This is a genomic window from Clostridium sp. DSM 17811 (genome assembly GCF_018861905.1).
Lineage (GTDB): Bacteria > Bacillota > Clostridia > Clostridiales > Clostridiaceae > Clostridium_AD > Clostridium_AD frigoriphilum.
The window spans coordinates 17,769-35,931 of the sequence record NZ_JAHLDU010000015.1; the positions used below are offsets into that span (position 1 = coordinate 17,769).

Sequence of the window (18,163 nt, forward strand, 5' to 3'; positions counted from 1 at the left end):
GGAATAAAATGGTGTATAATTAGTATAATAAAAGTAATATTAATATTAGATATCATGAGTATGGCACATTTGTCATATCAATGCCATACTTATCATGTTCATTCAATGATTATCATTCGTATGATATGTAATGCGCTTAGATTTAAAAATTCACGGAAGATGAAACACTTAAAGAACTGTTTAAGTTTTCAAAGAAAGTATTAGGAGGAGAAAAATGGAGTTTAAAATTGGAGATATATACCATGGTTTTAAGTTAATTGAGGAAAAAAACATAGAAGAGTTAAATTCAGTAACAAGAGTATTTGAGCATGTGAAAAGTGGAGCAAGATTACTTCATATAGAAAATGATGATGATAATAAGGTTTTTTCTATAGGATTTAGAACACCACCTAAAAATAATAATGGTCTTCCACATATACTAGAACATTCAGTGCTATGTGGCTCTAGAAAGTTTCCTACAAAGGAGCCTTTTGTTGAATTAATAAAAGGATCTTTAAATACATTTCTAAATGCTATGACTTTTTCAGATAAAACAATATATCCTTTAGCGAGTAAAAATGAAAAAGATTTTGTTAATCTCATGGATGTGTATTTGGATGCTGTTTTTTATCCGAATCTATATTCACAACCAGAAATATTAATGCAAGAGGGTTGGCATTATGAATTAGAAAACAAGGAAGATAAACTAACATACAAAGGTGTAGTTTATAATGAGATGAAAGGCGCATTCTCATCTCCGGAAGGGTCTCTTATGCGTAAAATTCAGGAATCCTTATTTCCTGACACTTCTTATGGCGTGGAATCTGGAGGAGATCCAGAATTTATACCGGATTTAACGCAGGAGGAATTTACAGAGTTCCATAAAAAATATTATCATCCATCTAATAGTTATATATTCTTATATGGCGATGGAAATATTGAAGAGCAATTACAATTCATAAGTGAGAAATATTTAAACAATTTCGATAGAATTCAGATTGATTCAGCAATTATGCTACAAAAACCATTTAGTAAAATGGAAGAAGTTAAGATGGATTATCCTATTTCTTGTGATGATGAGGAGGAAGGAAAAACATTCTTAAGTTTAAATTTTGTATCAGGAGATAATATTAGTCAGCCAGAAATGCATTTAGCTCTTGAAATTCTAGAATACTTATTGTTAGAAAGTGCTGCAGCGCCTTTGAAGAAAGCACTTGTGGATGCAGAGATTGGTAAAGATGTATTTGGAAGTTTTGATAATAGTATATTACAACCTGTGTTCAGTATAGTAGTAAAAAACTCTAATGAAAGTGAAAAAGAAAAATTCAAGGAAGTTGTATTTACAACTTTAAAGAATTTAGTTAAAGATGGAATAGATAAAAAACTAATAGAAGCATGTATAAATATTACTGAATTTAAGCTACGCGAAGCTGATTTGGGTGGTTTTCCAAAAGGTTTATTTTATTATATAACTAGTATGGATAGTTGGCTTTATGACAAAGACCCAACTATGCATTTAGAATATGAAAGTTATTTAAGTAAAATAAAAGCTGCACTAACTACAAATTACTTTGAAAAACTTATAGAAAAGTATCTTATTAATAATACCCATAGTTCTATGGTTATTTTGAATGGTAAAAAAGGCCTTGCAGAGAAAAAGTCTAAGGTAACAGAAGAAAAATTAGAAAAGTACAAAGCAAGTCTCTCAGAAAAACAAGTAGAAGAAATTGTGAAGAGTACAAAAGATCTTAAAGAAAGACAAATGACACCAGACCCCGTGGAAGTTCTTGAAACTATTCCTTTACTTGAACTTTCAGATATTGAAAAAAGGGTAGAACATTTACCTTTAAAGGTAAATGATGAACATGGAGTGAAAGTCTTATCTCATAATATTTTTACTAATAAAATTGCTTATATAAATATATTATTTGATGCTAAAAAAGTAGATTTAGAGTTAATACCTTATGTAACCTTATTATCAACTATTTTAGGAAGAGTAAGTACGCAAAATACCAATTACTCTGATTTATCTAATGAAGTTAATATTCATACGGGGGGCATTCATTTTACTACAGATGTATATGGCGAAAATGAAAATTTTGAAAAATACAATCCTAAGTTAGTAGTAAAAAGTAAAGCGTTAATCTCGAGTATTCCTAAATTATTCGATATTATAGCAGAAATAATTAGTCTTACTAAATTTGATGAAAAGAAACGTTTGAAGGAGTTAATTCAACAATTAAAATCAAGGTATGAAATGAAGATTCTTGATAGAGGGCATATGGTAGCAGCTGGAAGGATTACATCCTACTTTTCTCCAGCCTCAGCTTATATTGAAAAAACTACAGGAATAGCATTTTATAAATTTTTAAATGAGATTGAACTAGATTTTGATAATAAAGCAGATGAAATCATAAAAAATTTAAATAAGGTTTCAAAGATTATATTTAATAAAAATAATCTCATAATAAGTGTTACAGGAGAAAAAGATATATATAACGCATTTGCAAAGGAGTTACCTAAGGTTACAAGTATCTTAGAAGATGAAAAATTACCAGATGCTAAGTATGATTTTGTTTTGAGTAAAGATAATGAAGGATTACTGACTTCATCGGATGTTCAGTATGTAGCTAAAGGCTATAATTTCATTAAGAAAGGTTATGCTTATTCAGGTAAGATGTTAGTACTTAAGACAATAGCAAGTCTCGATTATTTATGGAACAGAGTTCGTGTGCAAGGTGGAGCATATGGAGGATTTGCAAACATAGCTAGAAGTGGTAACATAGTATTTGTGTCTTATAGAGATCCAAATGTAAAAGAAACTTTAAAAGCATACGACGGAATATGTGAGTATATAGAAAACTTTGAAGCATCAGATAGGGAAATGACCAAATATATTATAGGCACAATTAGTGATCTTGATTCACCATTAACACCTTCTATGAAGGGTGAACGGGCTACTGCATATTATATAAGAGGTATCACGCAGGAGCAAAGACAAAAGGAGCGAGAAGAGGTATTAAGTACAAATGCCGATGATATTAAGTCTTTTAAAACATTGCTTTCTGATATTATAAATGAAAATTGTTTTTGTGTACTCGGAAATGAAACAAAAATTAAAGATAATAAAGACATATTTACTAATTTAGTAAATGTATTTAAATAAGGTGCCTTTTGGCACCTTTTTTTCAAAGAAAGGTGCCACCCACGTGGTAAGTGGCATCTTTTCTTAAAAGGAGGATATACATGGCGATTAAGACGCTTTTCACATATAACTATGGCGGGAAAAAAAGGAAAGATATAGAAGCTTTTGGGTATGATATAAAGGTGATTTCAGAGGGAAATCTAATTTATAATGAAGAACTTGCTGATATAGAAGTTTTAGTTTGTTATGATCCTTTTAAGACTCTTGATATAAAAAAAATGAAGAAACTAAAATGGATTCAATTATCGAGCATTGGAATTGACCAATTGCCATTAGAGTATGTTAAAAAGAGTTCTATTATAGTTACAAATAATAAAGGTGGATACAGTATTCCTATGGGGGAGTGGATTGTGTTAAAAACCCTTGAGATGCTAAAAAATAGTAAAAAATTATATAAAAATCAAGTCGATAAAAAGTGGAAAATGGATACAAGTCTCCTTGAGCTATATGGCAAAACTATAGGATTTATAGGTACAGGTACAATAGCTAATGAAGCGGCTAAGCGATTTCAAGGATTTGGGGTAACTATCCTAGGCGTAAATACAAGTGGACACGATGCTGAATATTTTGATAGATGTTATGCTATGGATAAACTTCGTGAAATGCTTAATTTGTGTGATGTTGTTGTAGTAACCGTGCCATATACTAAATCCACACATCATTTAATTAATAAGGATATGGTTAATTCAATGAAAGATGGAACTTTTTTTATAAATGTTGCTAGAGGAAATATTGTGGACGAACATTTCCTAATTAAAAGCCTAAAGAATGGTAAACTAGCTGGTGCTGCAATAGATGTATATGAAGAGGAACCTTTAAAAGAGAATAGTGAGCTTTGGGAATTAGATAATATTATATTAACTTCTCATAATTCATGGATTTCGCAGATGAGAAATGAGCGAAGGTTTGAGACTATATATGAAAATATGAAAAGATATATAATTAGTGAAAAGCTAGTAAATGTTGTAGATTTAAATAAGGGATATTAAATTATACAAATATTCAGATGACACTTGCCATGTAGGTGGCACCAATAGGAGGAAATAATTATGAAAGCGGAAATATTAGCAGTGGGCACAGAAATATTACTAGGGGATATAGTAAACACAAATGCGCAATATATTGCTAAGAGATTAGCGGATCTTGGAATATCAGTATACCATCAGTCAGTAGTTGGAGATAATCCACAAAGACTTTTAGAGGCATATAGATTAGCTTTTACTAGAGCTGATTTAGTTATAACTACTGGCGGGCTTGGACCTACGAAGGATGATTTAACTAAGGAGGTAGCTTTTGAGTATTTTGGAAAGAAAAGTGTGGTTCATGAAGCTTCTTTAAAAGTTATTGAGGATTATTTTAAAAAGTCCAATAGGGTAATGGTAGAAAGTAATAAGAAACAGGCATATTTTCCAGTGGACGTAGTAATACTTCCTAACAATAATGGGACAGCACCAGGATGTATAATAGAAGAAAACAAAAATATTGTTGCACTTTTACCTGGACCGCCTTGGGAAATGAAACCTATGTTTGAGGAGAGTGTGGTTCCATACCTTAGAAAGTTCGAGCAAGGTGTATTAGTTTCAAAGGTATTAAGAGTTATTGGAGTGGGAGAGAGTAGCGCTGCAGAAATGATAGAAGATATATTGGACACGCAAACTAATCCGACGGTTGCCCCTTATGCTAAAGAAGGAGAAGTTACCTTTAGAATTACATCAAAGGCTAATACTTATGATGAAGGCATAAAACTTATGGAGCCTATGGAAGCTAAAATACGTAGTAGACTTGGGAATGATAACATTTATGGTGAAGGAGATGTAACTTTAGAAAGTGTACTTTGTGAAATGTTAGTTAACAAAAAGCTAACTATAGCAACTGCTGAGTCTTGCACAGGAGGAATGGTTGCAGCAGCGCTTATAAGTTACCCTGGAATATCCTCTGTATTTATGGAGGGGGCAGTAACTTATACTAATGATGCTAAAATTAATAGATTAGGAGTTAAAAAAGAAACCTTAGATAAGTATGGTGCAGTAAGTAGTGAAGTTGCAGCAGAAATGGCGTTAGGGATAGCAAAAACTGCGGGTACTAATATTGGAATATCAACTACTGGAATTGCGGGGCCTGGTGGTGGAAGTGATGAAAAACCTGTAGGTCTTGTATATGTAGGATTATATATTAATGGTCAAGTTAAAACGAAGATGCTTAAATTGTCAGGTGATAGGCAAAAGGTGCGCGAAAGAGCGACTAAGCATTTACTAGACTGGGTTCGGAGAGAGTTATTATAATGTAATTGATTATATATATGGATAATAAAAAGGTATAGACGTAAAAAAAACAGGTATTTATACCTGTTTTTTACGTCTAGATTACAATTATATTAAAATATATGTTATTTTTATTAATATATATAGATTATTTAGTAACAGGCGGAACGAAAACTTTTGTTGCGAGTTCGTTATCAAGCATATAAATACTTGTTGGGTCATCGTTAATTCTTCCAAGTTTTTTTATAAGACTATTGAAAGTAGCTTCTTCTTCCACTTGCTCATCAATAAACCACTTAAGTAAGCTTATAGTTGCATGTTCTCTTTCATCAGTTGCAATGTCTGTAAGATTATAAATTTTGCTTGTTACAATTTTCTCATGTGAGTATGCAATTTTAAAAGCATCAAGGAGAGATTTATAATCGTTTTTAGGATTAGGCATTCCTTCTAGAGTTACACGTCCATTCATTTCATTTATATAGTTATAAAATTTCATAGCATGGAATTTTTCTTCCTCGGCTTGTACTTTAAAGAAATTAGAAAATCCGTCAAAATCCTCAGCAGCGCAATAAGCTGCCATAGCTAAATAAAGGTGTGCAGAGTAAAATTCAAAATTCATTTGTTTGTTTAGTTCAGTGAACAATCTTTCGCTTATCATAATAATCCTCCTAGTATTTCGAGGGTAGTATAAAACAATAATCATACCCTTAGAAATGTTAATTAGTAATAATGAATATTATTGTTTAAATGGTAATAATCATTTTTAATTAATTATAAATATTAAACAATATCTATATTATACACCATATATTTTCTTGTAGACAATAGTTATATAATATATTAATATTTAGTAATAATTTAAGGTAATAATTTCTCTAAATCTATAATGCCTGCACCTTGCATATATTTTGGAAAGTTTATTAAATTTGAAGATATCTTTAGTAATGCTAGTATATCTTTGAAACATAAATCCTTATTGTTTTCATAAAGGAGAGCGCATATACCACTTACAAAGGCAGCAGAGCAGGAAGTTCCTGTGTAGGTTGTATATAAATTAGCAATGCCATGCGGATAAAGCTTTATACCATTTTTTTCAGAGATGAATTGTGTGTCGGATATCAAAGAACAAATATCAACGCAGGCAGCAATTAAATTTGGTTTATCAAGTTTATGAAAAGGACCACATGATGAATATTCATATATGATAGGGGCTTTAAGGCTATCATAACCGCCTACAGTTATACAGTTATTAAGCGTAGATATACCTCGGATTGAACTCTTAACATTTTTATTACTTCCACTAGGTACTATTACCACAAGGCCTTTTGATACTGCTAAATCGAAAAGTTTCGCGAACAAAGAAAGCACAAATTCATTAGTTTCTAGAGTTTCAAAAGGGAGGCAAATGATTTTAATATTGAAGTCGTTACTTTCATTAATTAGAGTTTCAAGTGAAAATAAAATATCCGATATAAACCCCTTACCTAGCTTATTGAATGCTTTAATAACATAAAGATGACTATTTTGTGCAACGCCTTTGTACATACCCTTTGAAGCATAACCACTAGCACAAATAAGTCCACTCATAAAGGTGCCGTGACCATTATCATCATAAGGATAGTTTAAATTATTAACTACATCTATAAATTTTTTAATCTTATTATTAGGATTTAGTAGATCATAATGCGGGTATACACCGCTATCAATTATTCCAACGCCGATACCGTTTCCAGTTAAGTCATAATTACTTTGGAAGGAAACACCATTAGACGCTAGGACGCTACTGCCACATAAATGCGCATAGCAATCAAAGGTTATATATGTTACCTGCGGATATTCTAGCAGCCTATCAATAACCCTTGAGGTTAAAATAGCACAAATGCAATTTATAGAGGAAATATGACGTAGAATATCGCATTTTAGTGATTTTATCTTATTAACGGTTTTATTTTCGAGAGATTTACAATGTATTATTACCCTATAATTGTCATATAGGTTGTTTAATAAAGCGTGTTTGAGAGATGGATCCAACTTGTTTTTGAAGGAAAACATGTATGCCTCCTAATGTATTGTTGCACTATTATAGTATATGCAAATTTTTAAGATATGTTAATAAAAAAGAAAAGTATTATCAACAAAGAGGTAAAAGTAAATAAAATTATAAAAAAATAAAAAGGGTGTATTACCCTTTCCACTTAAATATTATTATACCTAAAATCATTATGCCAACGCCTAGAAATTTAGAAATTCCAAACCTAAGCTGTGTAGCTCCAAATAATCCAAATCTATCAATTATACCAGCAGCAAGTAGTTGAGCAACTAATATAATTGCAATAGAACAAGTTGGTCCCATCTTTGTTATGCCGAGCATTACAGAAAATATAATTATGGCGCCTAAGACGCCTCCGAGCAAATAAAATTTATTTACATCTTTTATTGCTTTAAAATTACCATTTCCGGCTATAAGAAGTATTATTAAAGTCAAAATTAAACCAGTAAATTGGACAAAAACATTAGTTTCCCATAATCCGATTTTTTCACTTACTCTTGTATTAAAAACACCTTGAAGGCTCATACAGATACCTGCGATTACAGAAAATATTATGCCCAATTACAATCACACTCCTTTAATATAGCTTACCCAGAATGTTTTGTAATATTAAAATATTTTAGTATCCATTATCTTGTCTTTCATGGTTAATCTTATTTTTATAAAAATATCCATTTTCAATATCTTCTTCAGAAAAACCTAGACTTTGACCTAAACTTAAAAAGTCATTAAAGATACTTAAATAGTTATCTAAGGAAGAAGAAGTTGCAAAATTCGATATTGTTATATATAAATTTAAAAACTGCGTTGACAATTCGCAGGTTATATTTTTTATGTTTAGGGTGACATTTTGAAAACTTTTCTCAAGTCCTAAGCTTAAAATAAAGTGGAGACAATCAATGTATTCTTCAAGAATTATATCTTTAGTCGATGATGCTTTTGTACTCCAAAATTTAAAACAACGAGTTTCATTTGCGAGTTCACCGAGTTCTACTTGAAGGGAAAGTATCTTTTTGTTAAATAAGGGTACGCCTTCAAGATGATGCTGCGTTTCAATTCTATGGTCCAAAGTATTTTGCATCTGAAATAATTTATGTAAGTTCATATTTTTTAACCACCATTTCATCATTATTATTTATAGGTTTCCAAAGCTCTACAGCATTAATTGTTATAGTTCTTTGGAAATTTTCGTCTTTAGCTAAGTTACAAGCTGCTAGATATTCGTTATTAGACCATTCTCTATCCGCGAAAGTTGTATTAGCCAGTGAAATATGTAAATTCCAATCTTCGATATGTTCTCTAACAGCAAAACCTTGTGTATTTAATATAAAATTTATATTCTTAGATAAATCATATATAGTACCTTTGTTATCAATATTTAAGTTTACGGATTTAAAGGGAGGGTCAAAACATATTACACCATTTAATTCAACTTCAAATTTAGTATAATCTTTAAGAATCTTTTTTAAAGAAACATCTAAATCACAAAGATTAGGATTGGTTATTATTTCTAATGTTATATGAAGTTTCGGCAAATTTGTATCAGGTTTATACAGATTATATTTGTTGCAAAGTGATTTTTGCATAGATTCCATATATCCATAAGAAATTTCATCAAATAAGCCAACTAAGTAATAAATCATCTTTATCCTCCTTAAACCAAAAACGTATTTCTATGGTCTTTAATATTCTCTTAGTTCATAAGTTTTAACTAATATTTCTTTTTTATTACTTACTTGCTTCCATAATTCTAGCTTAGAAACCTTTACAAATTTTAAAAAATCATCTTTAGGTAAGGTTGCATCAATAGAAATAATTCCTACATTGTATGACTTTTTAATAATATGGTTGGCATTAGCTATTGAAATACGTAAATCAATAATATCATCATCTGTTTTAACGTTAAAACCATGTAAAGCTAAAGTGTCTGTAATATTTCTTGCTATACGAAAAATGTAGCCTTTATCTTCGACTTTAAGATTAACTTGATTTGAGTTGTCAGTTAATTCAATACTGTTATTTATGCCTACCTTAAAGTGTTTATAAGGAGCTAAAATTTTAGAAATAACTACATCTAATTTGTCTACATCAGGATTTGTAATAGTACTTACAGATATATAAAGGCTAGGGGAGTTCTTGTATAGTTTATATTTTCTACAAATATCCCTTTGAATATTCTGAACTATAGAATTTGATAAATCATCAAATAGTGCAACTAAAAAATATTTCATTTTCGTCCTCCAAGTGAAATTAATAACCAAGATTGGTTAATATTATTTTGATTAAATTATAAGTTTATTATAACATAATTTTTGTTCTTTGTATTTTTTGTGTAAATTTATGTAATCAACATTATTTCGATTTTATTAAAATATAAAGTATATATAAAAAGTTTTTATTAGTTGCATAAATTATGTTAATAATACTAATAATACATTTGTACTAAATAAAGGGAGGCGTTTTTTATGGAGCATAATAATAGTATCGGGTGTGTAGTAAGTGAATGTGAATATCATTGTAAAGATGATAATTTTTGTACTTTAAACAAAATTGATGTTGTAAAACATGAAAGTGTTGCTAAAACACCAGAATGTACAGATTGCGGTAGTTTTAAGACAATGAAATAATATAAGAATCACCCGTATTTTCTACGGGTGATTTTTATATTATTTAAATAAAAATTATAAATATTATGTTAAACATAACAATATTATTTCACATTTTTAAAATAAGTGCTAGAATATAATGTAGATATGGTATAATCGAGTTGTATGTATAAAAATAAAAAATACTTAATATATAAGGTATAGTGAGGATGATACAAATATGGATAAATTGGTAATTAACGGGGGTCGACGTATCCTTGGTCAAGTGGAAATAAGTGGTGCAAAAAATGCGGCAGTAGCAATTTTACCAATAGCTATAATAGCAAGTAAAGGTAAATGTATCATTGACAATATTCCAGATATAGAAGACGTAAATTGTATTGAAAGAATATTGGAAAATTTAGGCTGCGAAATTAAAAGAGAAAAAGATTCAGTTACAATAGATAGCACAAGTATAATTAGCATAAATGCTAATACAGAAGATGTAAGAAAAATGAGAGCATCATATTATTTAATTGGTGCACTTTTAGCTAGGTTTAAAAAGGCTAGAGTAGAACTTCCAGGAGGGTGTCCAATAGGGGCTAGACCAATAGACCAACATATAAAAGGTTTTGAGGCACTCGGGGCAACAGTGACTATTGAAAATGGTGCTGTAAATGTTCAGGCTGACAGGTTAATCGGAACTAGTATTTATTTTGATGTTGTTACTGTAGGGGCAACGATAAATGTAATGACAGCCGCAACGCTTGCAGAAGGTACAACAATTTTGGAAAACTCTGCGAAAGAACCACATGTTGTTGATGTAGCTAACTTCTTAAATTCTATGGGAGCTAATATTAAAGGTGCAGGTACAGATGTTATAAGGATTATAGGGGTTGAGGAATTAACAGGATGTAACTATAGTGTAATCCCAGATCAAATAGAAGCGGGTACCTTTATGATAGCAGCTGCTGCTTGTGGTGGAGAGGTAACTATAAATAATGTTATCCCAAAACATCTTGAATCAATTTCTGCAAAACTCATCGAAATGGGAGCAGAGGTACATGAAGGTGGAGATAGTGTTACGGTCAAATCAAATGGAAGACTTAAGGCTGTAAATATTAAGACGCTACCTTATCCAGGCTTTCCAACGGATGTGCAACAACCAATGAATGCATTGCTTTGTATTTCAGAGGGGAGAAGTATAATAAATGAAAGTATCTATGAATCTAGATTTAAACAAGTTGATGAATTAAAGAAAATGGGTGCTAATATAAATGTTGAAGGAACTGTTGCTACAGTTGATGGTGTAAGCAAACTTAAAGGAACTGTAGTTGTGGCATCAGATTTAAGAGCTGGAGCAGCTTTAGTTATTGCAGGACTTATAGCAGAAGGAACTACCGAAATTCTAGGTATAGAACATATTGATAGAGGATACCCAAATATAGAAGAAAAATTTAGAAATATAGGTGCAGATATAAAGAGAGTTACTATATAACAATTTTAAATTAAAGGAGATAATTATGATTTTTTGTCCATTATATAGTGGAAGTAGTGGAAATAGTATATTTGTAGCGTCACAAAATACAAAAATTTTAGTGGATGCGGGTATGCCGGGGAAAAGCATTGAAGGCGCACTTAAATATATAAATCAAAACCCTAATGATCTCGATGGTATCTTTATTACTCATGAACACTCTGACCACATAAAGGGTGCTGGTATTGTTTCAAGAAGATATAATATACCGATTTACGCAAATGAAGATACTTGGAAAGCTATGGAGAGTAAGATAGGGAATATAAAAGAGGATAATATAAGAATTATAAATAATAATTCTGTGGATATAATGGATATGCATATAACAAATTATAAATTATCACATGATGCAGCAGCACCTATAGGATATGCTTTATATACCGGAAAAAAGAAAGCCTGTATAGCTACCGATTTAGGTTATTTTTCCGAGGAAGTAAAGAATATAATAAAAGATGCTGATGTGGTGTTACTCGAGAGTAATCATGATGTAGAAATGGTGAAATTTGGACCATATCCATATTCATTAAAAAGAAGAATATTAAGTGATGTTGGTCATTTATCTAATGATGCATGTGGCCAAGCCATAGTGGATATAATGGGTAATAAATACAAACATATCATTTTAGGTCACTTAAGTAAAACAAATAATTTTCCGGATTTAGCTTATCAAACAGTAGTTAATATTCTTAAAGAAAACAATATTGAAATAGGTAAGGATATTTCCTTGAATTTAGCTAAAAGAGATATGCCAAGTAATCTAATTGAATTTTAAGAAAAATAGATAGTACTACCTCAGTAGATTCAATACTTTAGTGAATTATTAAAGGAGAGGTCAAATATGAAAAAAGCAATCAAAATATTAGTATGTTCTATTCTAGTTGCGTCAACAATGGCATTTTCAGGGTGTGAAGAAAAAGATGAGAAAAGCGTCACCAATAAAGAAAAACTTGAAAATCTAAAACTACCTCTAGAAAAAGATGGCTTTATTCAATTGGGTATTTATTTTGATGGTACTAAAGATGGATCTACAGTGAAAGTAGTTAAAGATGAGAGAATTGTTAATAAGGAAGAGCTCATTGGTGAGACTATAATTCAGGAACTTATAAAAGGACCTACTGTAAAAAGTGAGTTGAAACCAGTACTTCCTAAAGAAACTAGACTACTTAGTTTTTCAATTAAAGATAATATTGCTTATGTGAATTTAAGCAAAGAAGCTAAAATAAATATGTCAGAGGCGAAAGAAAAAAGTTGCCTTCAAAGTATAGCAGCATCATTAACTCAATTGTCGTCTATAAAAAAAATCAAACTGACACTTGAGAATAATGATATTGATACTATAGGTGGAAATTTTGATGTATCTAAGCCTTTTAGTAAAGAAGGATTAACGCTATTAAAGAAATAAATAGTAAAAAAAACGAACAAATATATTAATTTGTGAAGATTAAGCATATATGTTGAATATTAGTGAAGTATTTATTATAATAAAGAGATATAATAAATATATTATGATTTGAAGGAGAATAGAGGATGAGTTTATATAAAGAATGGACAGATATGGTGGTTGATTATGTTAAACGTAGAGGAGAAGCTGCGTTTTGGCATGACTATGGCGAAATCGAAAGACGTATTTACACTAAATTATTAGCAAACCATACAGATAAGGTCGAGGGTACAATGGAAGAACTTGCTAAACAATTTGAAGTATCTAACATATATTTTATGGGGTTTACTGATGGAATAAATGATAGTCTTTTAGAACCTGTACAATTAGAAGAAACTGAAAGTGACACAAAAGTTAATTTCAAAGTAGATTTTGAAAAACTTTATTTTAATATGTTGGATGCAAAAGCAGATTATTTATATGAACTTCCACAATGGGAAGGGATTTTTTCAAAGGAAAAGAGAAAAGAAATTCAAAGATCATATAGAGATTCTAAAATGGTAGTTAATAATGATAAAGTTGGAAGAAATGATGCATGTCCTTGTGGAAGCGGAAAGAAATATAAGAAATGTTGTGGAAAATAATTTAGTAATTATATAAGAAAATAAGAAATAAACTAATTAAAGTAATAAACTTTGCCTTTGGGACAAGGTTTATTGCTTTTTTATTTGTCTATGATTATTAGGCAGAACTTATCAGGGCTGAAGTATCAAAAACTTAAAATATTTTAGAATTGCTAAAAATCACATATGTGTTTTATAAAAGGAGAGATTTGAGCATATAATAGTAGTGTGTTATATGTATGACAATTGCTATATAAGTAAACTAAGGGAGATTTAAAATGAGCATAACTATAATATGTGTAGGGAAAATAAAAGAGAAATACCTAAGAAGTGCCATAGATGAATACACAAAAAGATTATCTAGATATTGTAAACTTAATATAATTGAGTTAAGTGATGAGAAAACTCCAGATAATGCTTCTGGAAAAGAAGAGACATTAATAAAAGTAAAAGAAGGAGAGGCTATACTTAAGAATATAAAGGATAATATGTTTGTTATTGCTCTAGAATTAAGGGGGAATATGGTGTCCTCAGAGGAATTTTCAAATTACATAATGGATTTAGGGGTAAGAGGTGTTAGTAATATAGTTTTTGTAATTGGCGGATCATTAGGTTTGTCTAAAGGTGTTTTAGAAAGGTCCAATTATAAATTGTGTTTTTCGAAGATGACTTTCCCACATCAGTTATTTAGAGTTATGCTACTTGAACAGATTTACAGAGGATTTAGAATAATAAGTGGGGAACCGTATCATAAGTAAATATGTCTTCTTATTAGAATCATGTTAATGAGGATGTATTTTTTATTTTACAAAACTATTATAATAATTAATTAGGTTTAAAAATCGTAAATATTGTATATAGATGTAAAAAATGATAGAATAAGTATAGAATGCCTAAAAGAGCTTACATTATTAAAGAATCCTAATATGAAGTAAAATCATATTGGGTTTCTTTAATAATGTAAGCTTAAAATAGTGTAAGAACATCACCAGATAATTATAGAGTGAACAGTACATAAGTAAATGCAGTTTCCCAAGTAAAGCTTTACATATAGGTAAACAATAAACAAATAAATTATGTTTTACTAACCAGGGGGGGTATTAGGGAATGAATATATTAAAGATATGGAAGCTGTCAGATAAGAAAGCGTTGTTTATACTGCAACTCCTAATGAATATAGGGATTGCAGCTATAACAATCATAGTTAGTAATTTTGCAAAAAATGCAGTGGACCATGGCATTGGGGAGGGAAAGATGCTTGGAATATTTGTTCAATTTGTAATTATAACGGTTTTTGGAGTTGGACTAAGCTATAGTGGGGTGATTATTAGCTCTAAGTTTTCAATTGGACTGATAGAGAAGCTTAGAAATATAACCAATGATAAGCTAATAAACAGCAAATATGAGTATTTTGAAAATGAATCTTCAGGCAGTGTCAACAATAGAATACTTCATGATATGAGTAGCGTAGCCGATTATATGTCTGGAGGATTGCCAGAATTTTTAAGCAACATGATTGTTTTTGTCTGCTGTTTTATATATCTTTTAACACTTAATATTACAATGACACTTGTAAGTGCTCTATGTATACCTGTTGCAGTGGCAGTTGCTAAGAAGGTGGCAGCACCTACTTATGATACAATGGAAAAGTTCAGCAAGAAGATGGATGAGGTTATGGGAATCGCACAAGACACTGTAAATGGTATTAAAATTGAGAAAGCATATAACCTTAGAGGAAGACGTAAAAAATATTTTGATGAAAATATGGAACAGGCAACTTCATATTTTGTAGCTTATGAGAAGTTAGTGGTCAAAGCAGGACCTTATAAATATGTCATTAGGTCAGCACCTATGTTTGTTTCCATAATGTTAGGGTTTTATAATGCTTATAAGGGCAATATTACAAATGGTGAAATGGTAGCTTTTATCTTGTTGCTACAGAATGTATCAAAACCCCTTTCAGAACTTACAAGATATGTAACCGAGTTTAAAGAAGCCATGGTTTCTGTGGACAGAGTGATGGAAATTGTGGAACTTAGCGAAGAAGCCTTTGGAACAGGAGAAGCTTTTGAAAGGGAGATAGCATTTGAACTTCATAACGTCTCTTTTTCCTATGGTAAAGATAATAAAACGTCAGACAATGTACTCAATGATATAAGTTTGGTTATACCAAAAGGAAAAACAGTTGCACTTGTCGGCTCCAGTGGAAGCGGTAAGAGTACTTTATTTAAGTTGTTATTGGGATTTCATACAACTACCCAAGGCGAAGTACGTTTATTTGGTAAGAATATAATGGAGTGGGACATTGAGAAGGCAAGAAAGAATATTTCCTATGTAGCGCAAGAAACATATCTTTTTGAAGGGACAGTTGCTCAAAATATTGCCTATGGTAAGCCTGACGCTTCATTTAATGAAATAATACAAGCGGCTGAAAAAGCCTATGCCCATGATTTTATAATGAGTATGCCAGAGGGATATCAGACGGTTTTATCTGAAAGAGGAACTAATATTTCAGGAGGTCAGAAACAGCGCATCGCCATTGCACGTGCTTTTTTAAAGGATGCACCTATATTTTTGCTAGATGAAATGACATCAGCCCTTGATGTAGAATCAGAAAAGCTAATCCAAAAGGCCATCGAAAATTATAGTGAAAGAAAAACAGTCATTCTCATAGCGCACCGCTTATCAACGATCATTAATGCAGATGAAATATATGTATTAAGCCATGGCATTATAGCTGAAAATGGAACACATGAAGGTCTATTAGAAAAGAAGGGGGTATATACTATGCTCTATAGCAATCAAGTCTTAGGTAATACAGGTGAGCAAGATGCATGAATTGTATAAAGATTTGAAGAATACTTTCGTGTTTCTAAAAGGCCATTACTTTGTGTATTTTACGGGTATAATAGGAATGATACTGTTACAATCAAGTAGTGCATTGTTAGAATCGTATCTTTTAAAGATGCTACTTGATATTGGTGCACCAGAGAGTATGTGGTTCATTTTTAAAATGATTGCTATGCTTGTGATTTATATGATCTTAATGGTGTTGTTGCTTCCTGTGTTTACATTTATGTTTAATGGCAGGGCAAAATATGGTCATTGTAACTTGAATAAGGCTGTGTATGAGAAGTTTAATAAAATAGATGTGAATTATTATGAAAAGAGACATAGCGGTGAGGTATTGTCTATCTTTGAAAATGATACATGGGTGGTAGCTGTAATTTTCATGAGACACTTTAGACGTACGGTAGCTTCGCTTGCAACCATAGTGATCTATTTGATTCCTATGTTCGTATTTGATTACAGAATTACACTTATAATATTAACATTGAACCTAATTACACTTACTGCGAATACCTACATAGCTAAAAAGCTCAAAGCAACAACTAAGGAAATTCAGAAACAAATGAGTAATATGACAGTTACCATAGGAAATATTGTAGGCGGCATGTCAATAATAAAAATGTATCAACTTGCCGGCAGTATGAGAGAGAAGTTTAAGAAAGATAACAGTGAAGTTTCTAGGCTTAGTCTGAAAAATAGTAAAATAACAGCGTTGCTAACTTCCTATAATTTTTTTATATCTATGTTGAATATATTGGTCTTTCTTTTGCTTGGAACAATAATGGTAAAACAGGGACTTACTACATATGGTAATATCCTTGCAATAATGACTTTACAAACAGCTCTCGATGCAAATTTTAGAGAGTTTGGTCAGTATTATCCGATGTTTTACAATAGTCTTGCAGGAACAGAGAGAATATACGATTTTCTTGACATAGAAGAAGAACCTTTAAAATGGGAAGCCGAGCACATTAATCAAGCAGAATATATTCAATTTTATCAGGTTAACTTTGGATATACGCAAGATAAATTGGTGCTAAAGGATTTTAACCTTTCCGTAAAAGAAGGCGAAACACTAGCAATTATTGGGGAAAGCGGAAGTGGAAAGAGCTCTGTTGCAAAGCTTTTACTTGGATTTTATAAAATCAATTCCGGAGGGATATCTATCGGTGGAAAGAACCTTTCTGATATGATTTTGAGTGAAATCCGTGATATGATTGCTTATGTGCCACAGGAAGCGACACTTTTTAACACTACGATTATGGAGAATATTAGATATGGAAGAGAAGATGCCACGGATGAAGAAATATTTGCAGCAGCACGAGCAGCAAATGCAGACACTTTTATAAGGCAGCAGCCACAAGGATATGAGACATTTGTTGGTGAAAGAGGCATAAGACTGTCCGGTGGACAATGTCAGAGAATAGCTATTGCAAGGGCTATCATTAAAAATGCGCCTATACTTTTATTAGATGAAGCCACATCAGCCCTTGATTCGGAGTCGGAAAGACTTATTAAAAGTACTATAGATGAATATGGAAAGACCAGAACAACTATAATCATTGCGCATAGGCTCTCAACTATTGAAAACGCGGACAGAGTTTTTAGAATGGGTGAAGAAGAGCAACAGAGTATTGTTGCCGGGTAGTATTATATGATTAAATATTTTATTTGAGTTGAAGTTAACTTTGG

The 18,163-nt window shown here is 31.1% G+C and carries 17 protein-coding genes; 11 read left to right on the top strand and 6 right to left on the bottom strand.

Annotation, left to right across the window (positions count from 1 at the left end; all coding sequences use genetic code 11):
- Window positions 1–214: 214 nt before the first annotated feature.
- The 3 genes from KPL44_RS16865 (at window position 215) to KPL44_RS16875 (ending at window position 5,466) form a co-directional block, all read left to right on the top strand.
- Window positions 215–3,145, top strand: a complete 2,931-nt coding sequence (locus tag KPL44_RS16865; RefSeq protein ID WP_216252611.1) for an insulinase family protein — start codon at window positions 215–217, stop codon at window positions 3,143–3,145.
- A gap of 80 nt (window positions 3,146–3,225) precedes the next feature.
- Entirely contained in the window at window positions 3,226–4,173 is a 948-nt protein-coding gene (locus KPL44_RS16870; protein WP_216252613.1) for a phosphoglycerate dehydrogenase, read from the top strand.
- A 60-nt stretch (window positions 4,174–4,233) separates the two neighbouring features.
- The gene (locus tag KPL44_RS16875) at window positions 4,234–5,466 is read left to right on the top strand and encodes a competence/damage-inducible protein A (RefSeq protein ID WP_216252614.1); all 1,233 of its coding nucleotides are present in this window, start codon (window positions 4,234–4,236) and stop codon (window positions 5,464–5,466) included.
- Between the two features lie 127 nt (window positions 5,467–5,593).
- On the opposite strand, the gene KPL44_RS16880 is transcribed toward KPL44_RS16875, so the two are convergent.
- The 6 genes from KPL44_RS16880 to KPL44_RS16905 all read right to left on the bottom strand — a co-directional run bounded on the left by KPL44_RS16880 (window position 5,594) and on the right by KPL44_RS16905 (window position 9,726).
- The gene (locus tag KPL44_RS16880) at window positions 5,594–6,103 is read right to left on the bottom strand and encodes a ferritin (RefSeq protein WP_216252616.1); all 510 of its coding nucleotides are present in this window, start codon (window positions 6,101–6,103) and stop codon (window positions 5,594–5,596) included.
- A 200-nt stretch (window positions 6,104–6,303) separates the two neighbouring features.
- Complete coding sequence (locus KPL44_RS16885) at window positions 6,304–7,497, bottom strand: S8 family serine peptidase (protein ID WP_216252618.1); 1,194 nt, start codon at window positions 7,495–7,497, stop codon at window positions 6,304–6,306.
- Window positions 7,498–7,627: 130 nt separating this feature from the next.
- On the bottom strand, window positions 7,628–8,056 hold the full coding sequence (locus tag KPL44_RS16890) for a DMT family transporter (RefSeq protein ID WP_301182975.1): 429 nt from the start codon (window positions 8,054–8,056) through the stop codon (window positions 7,628–7,630).
- Between the two features lie 58 nt (window positions 8,057–8,114).
- Complete coding sequence (locus tag KPL44_RS16895; protein WP_216252620.1) at window positions 8,115–8,600, bottom strand: dUTP diphosphatase; 486 nt, start codon at window positions 8,598–8,600, stop codon at window positions 8,115–8,117.
- The gene (locus KPL44_RS16900; RefSeq protein ID WP_216252622.1) at window positions 8,587–9,138 is read right to left on the bottom strand and encodes a 2'-5' RNA ligase family protein; all 552 of its coding nucleotides are present in this window, start codon (window positions 9,136–9,138) and stop codon (window positions 8,587–8,589) included. Before KPL44_RS16900 ends, KPL44_RS16895 begins: the two co-directional genes overlap by 14 nt.
- Window positions 9,139–9,177: 39 nt before the next feature.
- Entirely contained in the window at window positions 9,178–9,726 is a 549-nt protein-coding gene (locus tag KPL44_RS16905; protein ID WP_216252625.1) for a hypothetical protein, read from the bottom strand.
- A 234-nt stretch (window positions 9,727–9,960) separates the two neighbouring features.
- Here KPL44_RS16905 and KPL44_RS16910 point away from each other — a divergent pair, with 234 nt between their 5' ends.
- The 8 genes from KPL44_RS16910 to KPL44_RS16945 all read left to right on the top strand — a co-directional run bounded on the left by KPL44_RS16910 (window position 9,961) and on the right by KPL44_RS16945 (window position 18,119).
- Window positions 9,961–10,122, top strand: a complete 162-nt coding sequence (locus KPL44_RS16910) for a DUF1540 domain-containing protein (protein ID WP_216107850.1) — start codon at window positions 9,961–9,963, stop codon at window positions 10,120–10,122.
- Between the two features lie 199 nt (window positions 10,123–10,321).
- On the top strand, window positions 10,322–11,578 hold the full coding sequence (locus KPL44_RS16915) for a UDP-N-acetylglucosamine 1-carboxyvinyltransferase (protein WP_216252627.1): 1,257 nt from the start codon (window positions 10,322–10,324) through the stop codon (window positions 11,576–11,578).
- 25 nt (window positions 11,579–11,603) lie between these two features.
- Window positions 11,604–12,389, top strand: coding sequence for an MBL fold metallo-hydrolase (locus tag KPL44_RS16920; RefSeq protein ID WP_216252629.1), 786 nt, complete (start codon window positions 11,604–11,606; stop codon window positions 12,387–12,389).
- A 66-nt stretch (window positions 12,390–12,455) separates the two neighbouring features.
- Window positions 12,456–13,019 (top strand): GerMN domain-containing protein, encoded by a 564-nt coding sequence (locus tag KPL44_RS16925; RefSeq protein WP_071614716.1) that lies wholly within the window; start codon window positions 12,456–12,458, stop codon window positions 13,017–13,019.
- Window positions 13,020–13,144: 125 nt separating this feature from the next.
- Window positions 13,145–13,642: an SEC-C metal-binding domain-containing protein gene (locus tag KPL44_RS16930; protein ID WP_216124367.1), complete on the top strand. Its 498-nt coding sequence runs from the start codon at window positions 13,145–13,147 to the stop codon at window positions 13,640–13,642.
- Window positions 13,643–13,899: 257 nt separating this feature from the next.
- Complete coding sequence (rlmH, locus tag KPL44_RS16935; protein ID WP_216252631.1) at window positions 13,900–14,379, top strand: 23S rRNA (pseudouridine(1915)-N(3))-methyltransferase RlmH; 480 nt, start codon at window positions 13,900–13,902, stop codon at window positions 14,377–14,379.
- A 349-nt stretch (window positions 14,380–14,728) separates the two neighbouring features.
- Window positions 14,729–16,459, top strand: coding sequence for an ABC transporter ATP-binding protein (locus KPL44_RS16940; RefSeq protein ID WP_216252633.1), 1,731 nt, complete (start codon window positions 14,729–14,731; stop codon window positions 16,457–16,459).
- The gene (locus KPL44_RS16945) at window positions 16,452–18,119 is read left to right on the top strand and encodes an ABC transporter ATP-binding protein (RefSeq protein WP_216252635.1); all 1,668 of its coding nucleotides are present in this window, start codon (window positions 16,452–16,454) and stop codon (window positions 18,117–18,119) included. Before KPL44_RS16940 ends, KPL44_RS16945 begins: the two co-directional genes overlap by 8 nt.
- The last annotated feature ends 44 nt before the right edge of the window (window positions 18,120–18,163 follow it).

Coding starts and splice junctions, on each gene's coding strand:
- KPL44_RS16865 (WP_216252611.1), top strand. CDS start 215: ATGGAGTTTAAAATTGGAGATATATACCATGGTTTTAAGTTAATTGAG.
- KPL44_RS16870 (WP_216252613.1), top strand. CDS start 3,226: ATGGCGATTAAGACGCTTTTCACATATAACTATGGCGGGAAAAAAAGG.
- KPL44_RS16875 (WP_216252614.1), top strand. CDS start 4,234: ATGAAAGCGGAAATATTAGCAGTGGGCACAGAAATATTACTAGGGGAT.
- KPL44_RS16880 (WP_216252616.1), bottom strand. CDS start 6,103: ATGATAAGCGAAAGATTGTTCACTGAACTAAACAAACAAATGAATTTT.
- KPL44_RS16885 (WP_216252618.1), bottom strand. CDS start 7,497: ATGTTTTCCTTCAAAAACAAGTTGGATCCATCTCTCAAACACGCTTTA.
- KPL44_RS16895 (WP_216252620.1), bottom strand. CDS start 8,600: ATGAACTTACATAAATTATTTCAGATGCAAAATACTTTGGACCATAGA.
- KPL44_RS16900 (WP_216252622.1), bottom strand. CDS start 9,138: ATGATTTATTACTTAGTTGGCTTATTTGATGAAATTTCTTATGGATAT.
- KPL44_RS16905 (WP_216252625.1), bottom strand. CDS start 9,726: ATGAAATATTTTTTAGTTGCACTATTTGATGATTTATCAAATTCTATA.
- KPL44_RS16910 (WP_216107850.1), top strand. CDS start 9,961: ATGGAGCATAATAATAGTATCGGGTGTGTAGTAAGTGAATGTGAATAT.
- KPL44_RS16915 (WP_216252627.1), top strand. CDS start 10,322: ATGGATAAATTGGTAATTAACGGGGGTCGACGTATCCTTGGTCAAGTG.
- KPL44_RS16920 (WP_216252629.1), top strand. CDS start 11,604: ATGATTTTTTGTCCATTATATAGTGGAAGTAGTGGAAATAGTATATTT.
- KPL44_RS16925 (WP_071614716.1), top strand. CDS start 12,456: ATGAAAAAAGCAATCAAAATATTAGTATGTTCTATTCTAGTTGCGTCA.
- KPL44_RS16930 (WP_216124367.1), top strand. CDS start 13,145: ATGAGTTTATATAAAGAATGGACAGATATGGTGGTTGATTATGTTAAA.
- rlmH (WP_216252631.1), top strand. CDS start 13,900: ATGAGCATAACTATAATATGTGTAGGGAAAATAAAAGAGAAATACCTA.
- KPL44_RS16940 (WP_216252633.1), top strand. CDS start 14,729: ATGAATATATTAAAGATATGGAAGCTGTCAGATAAGAAAGCGTTGTTT.
- KPL44_RS16945 (WP_216252635.1), top strand. CDS start 16,452: ATGCATGAATTGTATAAAGATTTGAAGAATACTTTCGTGTTTCTAAAA.